11 protein-coding genes and 1 pseudogene are annotated in these 16,075 nt (G+C 40.3%); 3 read left to right on the top strand and 9 right to left on the bottom strand.

The features are described 5' to 3' along the window. A partial coding sequence (locus tag L655_RS0109095; RefSeq protein ID WP_024604568.1) for an IS110 family transposase occupies window positions 1-987 on the top strand: 987 nt, incomplete at its 5' end. Window positions 988-1,426: 439 nt separating this feature from the next. Here L655_RS0109095 and glnS read toward each other — a convergent pair. Then, window positions 1,427-3,085 (bottom strand): glutamine--tRNA ligase, encoded by a 1,659-nt coding sequence (gene glnS, locus L655_RS0109090; RefSeq protein ID WP_024604823.1) that lies wholly within the window; start codon window positions 3,083-3,085, stop codon window positions 1,427-1,429. 218 nt (window positions 3,086-3,303) lie between these two features. Between glnS and L655_RS0109085 the strand changes: the two genes are divergently transcribed. After that, the gene (locus L655_RS0109085; protein WP_024604822.1) at window positions 3,304-4,374 is read left to right on the top strand and encodes a DUF3083 family protein; all 1,071 of its coding nucleotides are present in this window, start codon (window positions 3,304-3,306) and stop codon (window positions 4,372-4,374) included. A gap of 59 nt (window positions 4,375-4,433) precedes the next feature. Here L655_RS0109085 and sucD read toward each other — a convergent pair whose 3' ends face one another. The 8 genes and pseudogenes from sucD to sdhC form a co-directional block, all read right to left on the bottom strand. After that, window positions 4,434-5,306, bottom strand: a complete 873-nt coding sequence (gene sucD, locus L655_RS0109080) for a succinate--CoA ligase subunit alpha (protein WP_024599573.1) — start codon at window positions 5,304-5,306, stop codon at window positions 4,434-4,436. Then, window positions 5,306-6,472, bottom strand: coding sequence for an ADP-forming succinate--CoA ligase subunit beta (sucC, locus tag L655_RS0109075; protein ID WP_024599574.1), 1,167 nt, complete (start codon window positions 6,470-6,472; stop codon window positions 5,306-5,308). The genes sucD and sucC overlap by 1 nt, the downstream gene beginning before the upstream one ends. Window positions 6,473-6,649: 177 nt before the next feature. Continuing rightward, window positions 6,650-8,162 (bottom strand): annotated as a pseudogene (gene odhB, locus L655_RS01000000125355) (2-oxoglutarate dehydrogenase complex dihydrolipoyllysine-residue succinyltransferase). 3 nt (window positions 8,163-8,165) lie between these two features. Next, a complete protein-coding gene (gene sucA, locus L655_RS0109065; RefSeq protein ID WP_024604821.1) occupies window positions 8,166-10,985 on the bottom strand; it encodes a 2-oxoglutarate dehydrogenase E1 component in 2,820 nt (939 codons plus the stop codon). Window positions 10,986-11,080: 95 nt separating this feature from the next. Continuing rightward, window positions 11,081-11,797, bottom strand: coding sequence for a succinate dehydrogenase iron-sulfur subunit (locus tag L655_RS0109060; RefSeq protein ID WP_007375751.1), 717 nt, complete (start codon window positions 11,795-11,797; stop codon window positions 11,081-11,083). Window positions 11,798-11,807: 10 nt separating this feature from the next. After that, window positions 11,808-13,580, bottom strand: coding sequence for a succinate dehydrogenase flavoprotein subunit (sdhA, locus tag L655_RS0109055; protein ID WP_024594659.1), 1,773 nt, complete (start codon window positions 13,578-13,580; stop codon window positions 11,808-11,810). Further along, entirely contained in the window at window positions 13,581-13,928 is a 348-nt protein-coding gene (sdhD, locus tag L655_RS0109050) for a succinate dehydrogenase, hydrophobic membrane anchor protein (RefSeq protein ID WP_007586873.1), read from the bottom strand. Further along, window positions 13,919-14,296, bottom strand: coding sequence for a succinate dehydrogenase, cytochrome b556 subunit (gene sdhC, locus L655_RS0109045; protein ID WP_076914908.1), 378 nt, complete (start codon window positions 14,294-14,296; stop codon window positions 13,919-13,921). The genes sdhD and sdhC overlap by 10 nt, the downstream gene beginning before the upstream one ends. Before the next feature lie 419 nt (window positions 14,297-14,715). Between sdhC and L655_RS0109040 the strand changes: the two genes are divergently transcribed. Continuing rightward, complete coding sequence (locus L655_RS0109040) at window positions 14,716-16,002, top strand: citrate synthase (protein WP_024594661.1); 1,287 nt, start codon at window positions 14,716-14,718, stop codon at window positions 16,000-16,002. Window positions 16,003-16,075 lie beyond the last annotated feature (73 nt).

Raw genomic sequence — 16,075 nt, 5'->3', positions numbered from 1 at the left:
ATAGCAAAAAGATTTTTCCATGTGGTGTGCTGCAATGAACAAGGGCGCTTAGTTAAAAAGAAAATGTTAAAGCGTGCGCAAGTGTTATCTTTTTTCCAACAACACACTACGTGTTTAGTTGCTTTAGAGGCCTGTGCAACTTCTCATTTTTGGGCTCGAGAAATCAGAAAATGTGGTCATCAGATAAAGCTTATTCCACCTCAGCATGTAAAAGCCTTCTTAGTTGGCAATAAAAATGATTATAACGATGCTTTAGCAATTAGCGTTGCTTCAAAACAACATCATATTAAGAGTGTCTGTATAAAATCAGTTGAGCAACAAGATAACCAAGCACAGCACAAAGCGAGAGAATTAGCGGTCAGACAAAGAACGGCACTATGCAATCAAATCCGAGGCTTAACTGCTGAATACGGAATTATTTTAAATCAGGGTATAAACACAATACGCAAAAGTATCCCCCTAATTTTAGAAGATGAAAATACCGGATTATCAGGCGCATTTAAAGCGGTACTAAAGCAGTTAGAAACACAATTGAGTAACTTAGACAGCTGCATTGAAACTTACAGTACATTAATAGTTGAAACAGCAAAAAATAATGATATTTGCCAACGGATCCAAACAATACCTGGATTTGGTCCTATGGTATCAAGCGCCTATTTCAATGAAGTTGGAAATGGCAGTAACTATAAAAGAGGCCGCGATGTTTCAGCGTCTTTAGGTATCGTTCCGCGTCAACACAGTAGTGGCGGGAAAGATACTTTACTTGGGATAAGTAAGCGAGGAAATAGCTACTTAAGGTGCCTGTTGATCCAAGGAGCAAAAGCGGTTGTCTCAAGAGCAAAAACGAAGAATGATAAATTAAGTCAATGGATAAACCGACTGGTTCAAACTCGAGGGCATAATCGAGCATGTGTAGCTTATGCCAACAAGATGGCGAGAATGGCTTGGGCTATTAGCGCTTCAGGTGAGAGTTACTCACCCGTATAAATACTCTTCAAAGAATTGCGTAAGTGGCTAAAACGATGACATAACAGGTCAAACCTGCATATTGAAAACCTATAGAGTTCAGTGGTAGTAAATACCGATAACCTGATCAGGACAATATGCGCGGATTACATCAAGGTCAGAAGTAATAATCTTCACTAAAAGACCGTATATATGACAGCAAACCTGTCCCTGCTATCGTTGAATGACACCTTGCAATACTGGAGGAGACCATATATGAACTCTGGTTAAGAGATTTACCAACGTATTGAATCATGGTGATATTTAAATTTATTTTCTCTAGCCAGAGATTTTAAGTGAAAACAAGGCGAATTCACGCGTCAATAGCTGGCCTATTGCAAGTAAATTCAACGCAGTTAGCGCTGAAAATAGTTGCTCGAGATAGATTTATTATCCAGAGTTCAGGTTTTTTAGATATTACTTATTGAGTTTTAGACCATGAATCGCGAAGACCCACTGTTTGGTTAAATACAACGTTCTCTGATTTAGAATCACGAGAGAAATAACCTGTACGCTCAAACTGAAAGCCCTGCTCTGCTTGTGAATTGGCAAGCGATGGCTCTAATTTAGCGTTTGATAAAACAACCAGTGACTCAGGATTTAATGTTGTTTCAAATTCCTCTGCAGCTGCTGGGTTTGGCACACTAAACAAACGATCGTATAAACGAACTTCTGCCGTAATACACTCTGGTGCTGAAACCCAATGAATAACACCTTTTACTTTACGTCCGTCACTTGGATTTTTACCAAGTGTTTGAGCATCGTAAGTACAGAAAATAGTTGTGATTTCGCCGTTTTCGTCTTTTTCAACACGCTGTGCTTTAATAACATAAGCGCCACGTAAGCGTACTTCTTTATCAAGCACTAAACGTTTAAACTTGTTATTCGCTTCTTCTTTAAAGTCTTCTCGTTCTATATAGATTTCACGAGTAAATGGTACATCACGGCGACCCATTTCTTCTTTATTTGGGTGATTGGCCACAGATAAAACCTCAACCTTGTCTGCATCGTAGTTTTCAATAACAACTTTAACAGGATCGAGTACGGCCATTACACGCGGTGCATTTTCGTTTAAATCTTCACGGATACACGCTTCAAGCATGCCCATTTCAACCATATTCTCTTGCTTTGTTACACCAATGCGCAAACAAAACTCACGAATTGAGCCAGGTGTATAACCACGGCGACGTAAACCTGCAATTGTAGGCATGCGTGGGTCATCCCACCCTTCTACATGGTTATTTACCACTAAATCGCTTAGCTTGCGCTTAGACATAATTGTGTATTCAAGATTTAAACGTGAAAACTCAATTTGCTGTGGGTGACACTCTAAACTAATGTTATCAAGTACCCAATCGTATAAACGGCGGTTATCTTGGAATTCTAATGTACATAACGAATGTGTAATGCCCTCTAGCGCATCAGAAATACAGTGCGTAAAGTCATACATTGGGTAAATGCACCACTTGTCTGCTGTTTGATGATGATGAGCAAAACGTACACGGTAAATAATTGGATCGCGAAGCACCATAAATGAGCTTGCCATATCAATTTTTGCACGCAAGACACATTCACCTTCTTTGAATTCGCCAGCACGCATTTTTTCAAATAACGCTAGGTTTTCTTCAACTGAAGTATCTCTGTATGGGCTGTTTTTACCTGGCTCTTTTAATGTGCCACGATATTCACGTGCTTGATCTGCTGTTAAAAAACAAACGTAGGCTAAACCTTTTTCAATTAACTCAACAGCGTAGCCATATAAAGTATCAAAATAATTAGAAGAATACTTTATATCACCATCCCAATTGAAACCTAACCACTGAACATCTTCTTTTATAGAATTAACGTAGTTAATATCTTCTTTTTCTGGGTTTGTATCGTCGAAACGTAGGTTACATAAACCGTTATAATCTTTTGCGATACCAAAATTTAAACAAATTGATTTGGCATGACCAATATGCAAAAAGCCATTTGGTTCAGGTGGGAAACGTGTATGCGTAGTGGCATGTTTTCCACTTGATAAGTCTTCATCAATTCGGGTTCTAATAAAGTTACTTGGGCGATTCTCAGTTTCCGCCATAGGAGTGCAGTCCTCTAAATATTACGTAATAACAAAACTAATGCATTATTACAAAAACATACACTAACATACAGCAATAGATTAAGGTTTATTTTAGATATTACTTAACTTTAATTCAGCTTAACTCTTGTTTATGAATAAAATTTGTTTTAGCGCAATATTTAAGTCATCAAAGCCAATTATAGTAGCAAAATAACCTACTTTATAAGGATTCGAAGATGGCTACACTTAATCAACATCGTGTATATATTCCAACTAACGCACGCGCAAACCACTACCTTTTAGCAGAAGTCACCCCTAATCAGGATTTTTACAAAAGCTTTAGTAATATAAATTGTTGCTATGAACGTGTTGCGCGCCAACTGTTTGCTTCTTGCGATGAGTATGAGCTTCATAATGTGCACTTATTAGCGAATGATAAATTGCCCGTTGTAAGGTTTAATGATGAGTCTTATCAGTTTGAGACAGATAAACAGATGCTCTTTTTTTATAACCCTTGCTATCATGAAGCGCATAAGATTTATTACACTGAAGGTACACAGAGTAAAAAAATACGTATTCTATTTTTAGCTACAGGCGATGATTTACGAGCCAACTCTGCAGAATTTCATAATAAAGTTCAAAAAGTCTTAAACACTCTACAAGAACAACTTTTAGTAAATCAATCCCAGTTTAAACTTCGCGATCATCAACACTTAACATATGACCTATTTGCTAAAGAAAAAGGCAATAAGGAAAGCTATGGTTACAAATTAAGAAGCCTTTTCCCTCGCTATCAGTCAAGACAATGCAGCATACCCGATGAACACGCAGAGATGACTTACGCGACTTTTACTATACCGGTTTCGCGCGCTATTAAAACGCAATTTCAAACACTAATGAACACAAATGACTATGCTAAATTTTATGACTACTTTGCCTACTCATTTATACGTGCGTGTCAAAATAACAACCTGAATCATGGCGCTATGGTTGCTAATGGCGCAACACCTATTATACGAAACAGTAAAATTGATAAAAGTGAAGGCAATGCAGAACTTCAAAAATTAAGTTTTGATATTGACTCTAATGAAAATCAGATTAAGTATTTTTATGAGGCAAATAAACTAGTAGAGACCCTACATTTTGTAGTGGTTGCTACGCAACAGGATAAACATGAAATGGGGTACGGTCGATTTATGAACCAAGTGGAAAAAACAATTCATTCTCTGTGCAATGAGCTAGCCATAAATAAGCAGCGACAAGATTTATCTGTACGTTTTTTCCAACATATCAGTTACCCGTTCTAAATTTTCAGCTAATAACAAAAAGGCCCGCATATGCGGGCCTTTTTAAAGGAAACAAGCGATTACCAGCCTGTTTTCTCTTTAAGTGCTTTACCGATATCAGCAAGTGAACGTACAGTTTTTACGCCCGCAGCTTCTAATGCAGCAAATTTCTCATCAGCAGTACCTTTACCACCGGCAATGATTGCGCCAGCGTGACCCATACGCTTACCTTCTGGTGCAGTAACACCAGCAATGTAAGATACTACAGGTTTAGTTACGTTTGCTTTGATGTACTCTGCAGCTTCTTCTTCTGCAGTACCACCAATTTCACCAATCATTACGATTGCTTCAGTTTGTGGATCTTTTTCAAACATTTCTAGAACGTCGATAAAGTTAGTACCTGGAATTGGATCACCACCAATACCAACACACGTAGACTGACCAAAACCAGCATCAGTAGTTTGCTTAACTGCTTCGTACGTTAAAGTACCAGAGCGAGAAACAATACCTACTTTACCTGGTTTGTGGATATGACCAGGCATGATACCAATCTTAGTCTCACCAGGAGTGATAACACCTGGACAGTTAGGACCGATCATACGAGTACCTGTTTGATCTAGTTTGATTTTAACATCAACCATATCAAGTGTAGGGATACCTTCAGTGATACAAACAATGAGCTCGATGCCAGCATCGATAGCTTCTAAGATTGCATCTTTACAGAAAGGAGCTGGTACATAAATAACTGAAGCTGTTGCGCCAGTTTCTTGAACAGCATCACGAACTGTGTTGAATACAGGAAGACCAAGGTGCGTTTGACCGCCTTTACCCGGGCTAACACCACCAACCATTTGTGTACCGTACTCAAGCGCTTGCTCTGAGTGGAAAGTACCTTGGCCACCAGTGAAACCTTGACAGATAACTTTTGTATCTTTATTGATTAATACAGACATTATTTGCCCTCCGCAGCAGCAACAACTTTCTCAGCAGCGTCTGTTAGTGATTCAGCAGCAATGATATCTAGACCAGAGTTCTTAAGAACTTCACGACCTAATTCAGCATTAGTACCTTCTAAACGTACAACAACTGGTACGGTTACGCCAACTTCTTTAACTGCACCAATGATGCCTTCAGCAATCATGTCACAACGTACAATACCGCCAAAGATGTTTACTAAAACAGCTTTAACATTGTCGTCAGAAAGAATGATTTTGAATGCTTCAGAAACACGTTCTTTAGTCGCGCCGCCGCCAACATCTAGGAAGTTAGCCGGTTTGCCGCCATGTAGGTTTACGATGTCCATAGTACCCATCGCTAGGCCTGCACCGTTAACCATACAACCAACATTGCCATCTAGAGCAACGTAGTTAAGTTCGAAGCTTGCTGCGTGTGCTTCACGTGCATCTTCTTGAGATGGATCGTGGAACTCACGGATTTTAGGTTGACGGTAAAGTGCATTACCATCGATACCGATTTTGCCGTCAAGACAGTGAAGATTACCTTCGTCTGTGATTACTAACGGGTTGATTTCAAGTAGTGCGAAATCAAAATCAGTGAACATTTTACCAAGACCCATAAAGATCTTAACAAACTGCTTCATTTGTACTGGGTTAAGACCCAATTTGAAGCCTAGCTCACGTGCTTGGAAAGCCTGTGGACCCACTAGTGGATCGATTTCAGCTTTGTGGATAAGCTCAGGTGTTTCTTCTGCAACAGTTTCAATTTCAACGCCGCCTTCAGTAGACGCCATGAAAACTACTTTGCGAGATGCACGGTCAACTACTGCACCTAGGTACAATTCGTTAGCAATGTCAGTACAGCTTTCAACTAAAATTTTAGCTACTGGCTGACCTTTCTCGTCTGTTTGGTAAGTAACTAGGTTTTTACCCAACCAGTTAGCTGCAAACGCTTTTACTTCGTCGATAGTTTTAACTAGCTTTACACCGCCAGCTTTACCACGTCCACCTGCGTGAACCTGAGTTTTAACAACCCACATATCACCGCCGATTTTTTCAGCAGCTGCTGCAGCTTCTTCAGGTGTATCGCAAGCGAAACCTTGAGAAACTGGTAAACCATATTCGGCAAAAAGTTGTTTTGCCTGATACTCATGCAAATTCATGATGCTTTATCCAATTTTTTATACTAAAAGAGCTGAATATTTTTTCAAATAAACAACTATCCCAAATTGCGCACCTAGTATAGATCCCAAGGCTTAACATGAAAACCCCAGTAAGACCAAAGGCGCAAAAAAAAAGCTGTGAATGTTCATTCACAGCTTACATTTCATACAACTAGATTAAACATCTAGCAATAAGCGAGTTGGATCTTCAAGCAACTCTTTAATAGTCACTAAGAAACCAACAGATTCTTTACCATCAATGATGCGGTGGTCATAAGAAAGTGCTAAATACATCATAGGAAGTATTTCAACTTTACCATTTACAGCCATAGGACGGTCTTGGATTTTATGCATACCCAAAATTGAAGACTGTGGCAAGTTAATGATAGGTGTAGATAGTAATGAACCAAATACTCCACCGTTAGTAATAGTGAAGTTACCACCGGTCATATCAGCAAGCGTAAGCTTACCATCACGACCTTTAAGTGCTAACTCACGAATACCTTTTTCGATTTCAGCAACAGATAGTTTGTCACAATCTTTAAGTACTGGAGTAACTAGACCACGTGGAGTAGATACTGCAATGCTGATATCAAAATAGTTATGGTAGACAATATCGTCACCATCGATTGATGCGTTAACATCTGGGAAACGCTTAAGTGCTTCAGTTACCGCTTTCACGTAGAAAGACATGAAACCTAAACGAATCCCATGACGCTTTTCAAACACTTCTTGGTACTGCTTACGAAGGCTCATGATTGGTTCCATGTTCACTTCGTTGAATGTTGTTAACATTGCAGTTGAGTTTTTAGCTTCAAGAAGACGTGTTGCAATCGTTTTACGTAAACGGGTCATAGGAACACGTTTTTGAGTACGATCGCCCATCGGTGCTGCTGGAGCAGAAGCTTCTGCTTTTTTAGGCGCTGGCGCTTTTAAGAAAGTATCAACGTCTTCTTTAGTTACACGACCATTTTTACCCGTGCCATTAATCTTAGAAGCGTCTAAGCCTTTCTCTGCGATTAAACGACGAACTGATGGTGTTAACACATCTGAACTTTCGCTTGAATCTGCTGCTGGCGCTGAGTCTGCTTTTGCAGCTGGANGCCGCTGGTGCACCGCCTGCTTTAACCGAACCAATTACTTGCTCGCCTAATACAGTATCGCCTTCGCCGTGAATGATATCACCCATGATGCCATCTTCTTGAGCTACTACTTCAAGAACAACTTTATCTGTTTCAATATCTACCAAGTTTTGGTCGCGTGTTACCGCGTCACCTGGTTGTACATGCCATGTAGCAATTGTTGCGTCTGCAACTGATTCTGGAAGTACAGGTACTTTAATGTCCACTTCTTTACCTTCTGATGCTGGTGCTGATTGCGCCGCTGGCGCGTCTTCTGATTTAGCTGGTGCTGATTCTTCTTTAGTTGAACCTTCACTTGCTGGCGCTGCATCAGCATCACCAAGTAAACCCATAACTTGATCGCCAAGTACGGTTGCACCTTCTTCTTGTGATATTTCTGTAATTACACCGTCGTGCTGTGCAACCACTTCTAAAACCACTTTATCTGTTTCAATGTCTACTAAGTTTTGATCGCGAGTTACTTTGTCGCCAACACTTACATGCCATGTAGCAACGGTAGCATCTGCAACCGACTCAGGAAGAACAGGAACTTTAATTTCTGTGCTCATTGCTTATCCTTTATTTTCTATAGTAAGCGCGTCGGCTACGAGCGCTTGTTGTTCTTTAGTATGTACTGACATGTAACCACACGCTGGCGATGCAGAGGCTTTACGACCTGCATATTTTAATTTAGCACCTTGTGGGATTGCATCAATAAAGTGATGTTGTGAACAGTACCATGCACCTTGGTTTTGTGGCTCTTCTTGACACCAAACAAAATCAGTTACGTGTTGGTAACGCTCTATAATTGTTTGCATTTCATCGTGTGGGAACGGGTATAACTGCTCAACACGTACAATTGCAATATTATCTTGCTCAAGCTTACGACGTTCTTGTAATAGCTCGTAGTAAACTTTACCGCTACAAAATACAACACGCTCTACTTTCTCTGGCTTAATATCATCGATTTCGTCAATCATATTATGGAAAACACCGTGTGAAAGTTCTTCAAGTGATGAAGTAGCAAGCGGATGACGCAGTAGTGACTTAGGCGTCATAACAATCAATGGACGACGAAGTGGTCGAACTGATTGACGACGAAGCATAGCGTAAACTTGCGCTGGCGTTGAAGGAACACACACTTGCATATTGTGATCAGCACATAGTTGTAAGAAACGCTCTAGGCGTGCTGAACTATGCTCTGGACCTTGACCTTCGTAACCATGAGGTAACAATATTGTAAGACCACATAGACGGCCCCATTTTTGCTCACCAGAACTTAAAAATTGGTCAAATACTACTTGAGCGCCATTGGCAAAATCACCAAATTGAGCTTCCCAAAGTAGTAATGAAGTTGGCTCCGCAGTTGCATAACCATATTCAAAGGCAACAACAGCTTCTTCAGAAAGAACAGAGTCAAATATTTGAAAAGTACCTTGGTCTTCACTCAAGTGTTGAAGCGGCGTATAAGTAGCACCGTCTGATTGGCTATGAACTACCGCATGACGGTGGAAAAAAGTACCACGTCCTGAATCCTGACCCGTTAAACGAATATCAGTACCTTCAGTTGCAATTGTTGCATAAGCAAGCGTTTCAGCCATACCCCAATCAAGTGGTTTCTCTCCAGAAGCCATTAGTTTACGGTCGTCATAGATCTTTTTAACGCGTGACTGTGCTTTATACTGCTCTGGGTAAGAAGCTATCTTCTCACCAAGAGCCTTAAGCTCTTCTAAAGGTACGCTAGCATCATACTCAACGTCCCATTCATGACCAACATACTTTGCCCAATCAGAAGAATGTGAAGTCTCTGGCTGTATTTCAGAAACAACACAGTTACCTTCATCTAATGCATCACGATATTCATCAGCGAGCGCTTTAATTTCTTGTTCAGAGAAAGAACCTTCAGCAATAAGTTGATTTGCATAGATTAAACGCGGCACTGGATGTTTTTTGATTTTTTGGTACATAACAGGCTGAGTTGCATTAGGCTCATCAGCTTCATTGTGACCATGGCGACGATAACAAACTAAATCGATTACTACATCACGCTTAAACTGATTTCTAAAATCAAGTGCAATTTGAGTAACAAATGCAACTGCTTCAGGATCATCTGAATTAACATGGAAGATAGGAGACTGAACCATTTTAGCAATGTCAGTACAGTATGGCGTTGAACGAACGTCATCTTGCTTCGAGGTTGTGAAACCTACTTGGTTGTTAACAACAATACGAATGCTACCACCACAACTAAACGCGTTAGTTTGTGACATATTAAACGTTTCTTGTACAACACCTTGACCAGCAATCGCAGAGTCACCATGAATCGTAATTGGTAATGCTTTAATACCAGAGCTGTCACCTAAGCGATCAAGACGAGCACGCACAGAGCCCATAACTACTGGATTAACAATTTCAAGATGTGATGGGTTAAAAGCAAGCGCCATATGTACATTGCCACCTTTGGTAGCAAAATCAGACGAGTAACCCATATGATACTTAACATCACCAGAACTTAATGTTTCTTTATGAATACCAGCAAATTCATCAAATAGCTCTGATGGGTTTTTACCAAGTACGTTCACAAGAACATTTAAACGACCGCGGTGAGCCATACCAATAACAGCTTCTTGTTGGCCGCTTTCGCCAGCACGGTGAATAAGCTCTTTAAGCATTGGAACTAACGCATCACCACCTTCAAGTGAAAAACGTTTAGCACCTGGAAACTTTGAGCCTAAATATTTTTCAAGACCATCAGCTGCTGTAAGCCCTTTAAGGATACGAAGCTTTTCATCTTTTGAGAATTTAGGTCTAGACTGGACAGATTCTAGACGTTGTTGTAACCAACGTTTTTCCTCTGTTGATGTGATGTGCATATACTCAGCGCCAACCGAACCACAATAAGTAGTTTTCAGAGCTTGGTATAATTCACCTAAAGGCATAGTATCGCGCCCAACGGCAAACGATCCTACGTTAAACTCGCGGTCAAAATCACTTGAAGATAAGTCGTGGTACTCTAGCTCTAAATCTCGTACACGTTCTCGCTGCCAAATGCCTAATGGATCTAGGTTTGCATTTTGGTGTCCTCGAAAACGGAAAGCATTAATAAGTTGTAGAACTTTAACCTGTTTAAGGTCACCGCCACTACCCTCTGCTACCACTACTTCTCTATGCTTGTTTTTAGCAAGCTGTGCAAACTGTGCTCGAACCTCTGAATGTTTTACTTCAACATCCACACCATCAACTTTAGGTAATTGTTCAAACACTTCTCGCCATTCGTCTGGCACAGAAGTCGCATCGTCTAAATACGCTTCATAAAGCTCTTCTACATAAGCAACGTTGCCGCCGTTTAAATGTGAAGATTCTAGCCATGCCTTCATCACACCTTCGTGCATTTATAAGCCCTTTTTTTTAGCGCAGAAATTAATAGTTATTATAACAAGATGGCTAATATAATTTTAATATTAGCCATCTTACCTTTACTAAGCTATCAAACCGCTCGGTTTAGTAACATAGATTTGATTTGTCCAATTGCTTTGGTCGGATTAAGACCCTTAGGACAAACGCTAACACAGTTCATGATACTGTGACAACGGAACACACTGAACGCATCGTCTAAATCCGCTAAACGTTCTTCAGTTGCTGTATCTCGGCTATCAGCCAAGAAACGGTAAGCATGAAGAAGGCCTGCTGGACCAATGAACTTGTCTGGATTCCACCAGAACGAAGGACACGATGTTGAACAACATGCACACAAAATACACTCATATAACCCGTCTAATTTATCACGTTCTTCAATAGTTTGAAGACGTTCGCCTGCTGCAGGCTGATCATTAATTAAATAAGGTTTAACTTTTTCGTACTGAGTGTAGAACTGACTCATGTCAATAACAAGGTCACGAACCACAGGTAAACCTGGTAGTGGACGTACTACTATTTTACCTTTGCCATTTTTTTGTAGCGTAGATAAAGGAGTAATACATGCTAAACCATTTTTACCATTCATGTTAACACCATCAGATCCACACACACCTTCACGGCATGAACGACGGAAAGATAATGTAGGATCTTGTTCTTTTAGAAGAATAAGTGCATCCAACACCATCATGTCGTGACCTTCCTCTGTTTGCAAGGTGTATTCTTGCATACGAGGAGCGTTGTCAACATCTGGATTATAACGATAAACTGAAAATTGTACTTGTGCCATCGTCTATCTCCTAGTAAACACGTGCTTTAGGTGGGAAAGCTTCACGCGTTTTAGGCGCATAGTTCACGTCACGCTTACTCATTTCATCCGTTACAGGATTGAATACTGAGTGACATAACCAGTTTTCGTCATCACGATCTGGGAAGTCAAAGCGAGAATGTGCACCACGGCTTTCTGTACGGAAGTTTGCAGCTACTGCAGTTGAGTAAGCTGTTTCCATTAAGTTGTCTAGTTCAAGACATTCGATACGCTGCGTGTTGAAGTCTGATGATTTATCATCAAGACGAGCATGTTGCAGACGTTCGCGAATTTCTTTAAGTTCTTGAAGACCTGCTGCCATTGAGTCACCCTCACGGAATACCGAGAAGTTAAGCTGCATACATTGTTGTAGGTCTTTTTTGATTTGAACTGGATCTTCACCTTGGCCAGCCGTTGAATTTTCCCAACGATTGTAACGTGCAAGAGACGCTTCTAAATCTGATTCTGAAGCAGCTTTAGATATTTCAACGTCATTCAGGTACTTACCTAAGAAGTTACCCGCAGCACGACCAAACACAACTAAATCTAGTAATGAGTTACCACCTAAGCGGTTTGCACCATGTACAGATACACAGGCAATCTCACCTACTGCAAATAAACCTTGAACTACTGTTTCGTTGCCTTGAGCATCGATTTGTAGCGCTTGTCCATTTACATTCGTAGGAACACCACCCATCATATAATGACAAGTTGGAATTACTGGAATTGGCTCTTTTGCAGGGTCAACGTGAGCGAATGTTTTAGCAAGGTCACATACGCCAGGAAGACGTAAGTTAAGTGTTTCTTCACCTAAGTGGTCAAGTTTTAACTTAAGATGTGGACCCCAAGGACCATCACAGCCACGCCCTTCACGGATCTCAGTCATCATTGAACGTGCAACAACGTCGCGAGACGCTAAGTCTTTTGCGTTTGGAGCGTAACGTTCCATGAAGCGCTCGCCATCTTTATTTAAAAGATAACCGCCTTCACCACGACAACCTTCAGTTACTAGCGTACCAGCACCTGCAATACCCGTTGGGTGGAACTGCCACATTTCCATGTCTTGCATAGAAATACCAGCACGTGTTGCCATACCAACACCGTCACCAGTGTTAATGTGAGCATTAGTGGTTGATGCGAATATACGACCTGCACCACCAGTAGCTAATACAACAGCTTTAGATTTAAAGAAGGTAACTTCACCTGTCTCAATCTCAATTGCAGTACACCCTACTACATCACCATTATCGTTTTTAACTAAATCAAGTGCATACCATTCAGAGAATACATTTGTTTTGTTTTTAACGTTTTGTTGATAAAGAAGGTGTAATAAAGCATGGCCTGTACGGTCAGCAGCTGCTGCAGTACGTGCGGCTTGTTCACCACCAAAGTTTTTCGATTGACCACCGAAAGGACGTTGGTAAACACGGCCATTTTCAAAACGAGAAAATGGTAAACCCATGTTTTCTAATTCAGTAATAGCTTCTGGGCCAGTTTGACACATGTATTCAATAGCGTCTTGGTCACCGATGAAATCGGAACCTTTAACGGTATCGTACATATGCCATTCCCAGTTATCTTCGTGTGAATTACCAAGCGCAACCGTAATACCGCCTTGAGCAGATACAGTGTGTGAGCGCGTTGGAAATACTTTAGATATTAATGCACACGTTTTGCCAGATTCTGTAATTGCTAAAGCAGCGCGCATACCTGCACCACCTGCACCAATTACTACGGCGTCAAATTCACGAACAGAATATTTCACTTAAACACCCCATAATACGATTAGACCAATAGCTACGTAAGCAACGGCCATTAGGTTTAATACAAAACCTAAAACTGCACGAAGCTTTGCGCACTTAACATAGTCTGTAAGAACTTGCCAAAGGCCAATGCGGGTATGAACCATAATGCAAACAAGGGTAATTAACGTAAACCCTTTCATTGCTAGGTTAGAGAAGAGGCCTGTCCAGGCTTCGAAAGTGACTTCTGGCGTCGCTAAAAAATAGCCGATAATAAAAATCGCGTAAGCGCTGATTATTAATGCCGTGGTACGTAAAGATACGAAGTCTTGTACACCATCACGTTTTAGAGTTGCTTGATTTAAAACCATATCCACACCCCTGCCAATACGGCAAACACAACACCAAGAGCCATTGAAACTTTAGCGCTGAGGTTACCTGATTCAAGTTCTTCCCAATGTCCCATATCCATAATCATATGACGGATACCACCAATAAGGTGATAACCTAATACAGAAACAGTGCCCCAAGCTATAAATTTGGCAATGAATCCGTTAAACAGACCCTTGACGAATTCAAAACTTTCAGCTGAAGAGAGAGACTCAGACCAAGCCCAAATGACAAACGTTAAAGCAAAAAATAATGCAACACCGGTGACGCGGTGAAAAATTGAAGCTTTAGCCGTTGCCGGCATAGATATAGTTGTTAGATCTAGATTTACAGGTCTTTGCTTTTTCACAGTTACTTGCCCATCTTGCTCACAGTGGAGCTCATCTACTTGTTTTTCTAAAAACCCACCAAATATTACTGATGGAACTATCAAAATAAACGTACCAAAACAATTAAAGTTCACAAACCTGTAAATTTTAAGCTGTTAAGAATATGTTTACCCAAATACAATACGGTTTAAAACCACCGTTAGTATATATACCCACAGGGCTTTTTACAATTCTTGTTTATTTAGAGATGTTTGCGAATTAGCCAATAGTATTATATTTAATTAATACCGAATATTTATTATACATATATGCATAATGTTTATAAAAATTGACTTTAACCCCCTCTTTCACGTTAAAATGCGAAGATGTGCTTAAAACAGATTTCAGAACTTTAAAATCTAAAAATCAGAATAGATATCTTAATAGGAGATACATAACGATGGCAGATAAAAAAGCCACAGTCCAAATTGATGGACTAGATCCAATCGAACTTCCAATTTATCAAGGCACTGCTGGCCAAGATGTAATCGACGTACGTACGTTAGGTTCACACGGTCACTTTACTTATGACCCAGGTTTCATGTCGACTGGTTCTTGTGAATCTGCAATCACCTATATCGATGGTGGTAAAGGTGTATTACTTCACCGCGGTTACCCAATTGAGCAATTAGCTGAAGACTCAAATTACATTGAACTTTGTTACTTACTTTTAAATGGTGAGTTACCTTCTAAAGAACAATATGAAGTTTTTAAGAATGAAATCACTACAAGCACTATGCTTGACGAGAAGATTGCTAACTTTTTCCAAGGTTTCCGCTTTGACGCTCACCCAATGGCAATGCTTTGTGGTGTAGTGGGTGCATTATCATCTTTCTATCATGAAGACCTTGATATTACTGATGCTGAACAACGTAAAACAAGCGCAATTAAGCTTGTTGCTAAGTTACCAACAATCGCGGCAATGGCTTATAAAACAAATATCGGCCAACCGTTTGTATACCCACGTAACGATTTAAGCTACGCAGAAAACTTCTTACACATGATGTTCTCTGTACCTGCTGAAGAATATAAAGTTAATCCTGTTACTGCTAAGGCAATGGATAAAATCTTTATGCTTCATGCAGATCATGAACAAAATGCATCAACTTCAACAGTTCGTCTTGCTGGTTCATCTGGTGCTAACCCGTATGCATGTATTGCAGCTGGTATTGCATCTTTATGGGGACCTGCTCACGGCGGCGCTAATGAAGCATGTTTAAACATGTTAGAAGAGATTGGCTCTGTTGACCGTATTGATGAATACGTAGCTAAAGCTAAAGATAAAGCTGACCCGTTCCGCCTTATGGGCTTTGGACACCGTGTTTACAAAAACTTTGACCCACGCGCTACAGTAATGCGTCAAACGTGTCACGAAGTTTTAGCTGAGCTGAATATCCAAGATCCACTTCTTGATATTGCTATGAAGCTTGAGCAAATTGCGCTTGAAGACCCATACTTTGTAGAGAAAAAACTATACCCTAATGTAGATTTCTACTCTGGTATTATCTTAAAAGCGATTGGTATTCCAACAAGCATGTTCACTGTAATCTTTGCAATGGCACGTACTGTTGGTTGGATCACTCACTGGGATGAGATGCTATCTCAACCTGGTCATAAGATCAGCCGTCCTCGTCAACTTTATACTGGTTACACTCAACGTGACTACGTATCAACTGACAAGCGTTAATTAACGTTGGTTAGTTTAAAAAGGCCGCATTTTGCGGCCTTTTTTATTAACAACACTTGAGAATTATCATAAA

Origin of the sequence: Pseudoalteromonas sp. TAE79, from assembly GCF_000498015.1 — a bacterium.
Taxonomy (GTDB): Bacteria; Pseudomonadota; Gammaproteobacteria; order Enterobacterales; family Alteromonadaceae; genus Pseudoalteromonas.
Note: the sequence above shows the minus strand (reverse complement) of the source record. Positions and strands in the feature narration are given on the sequence as shown.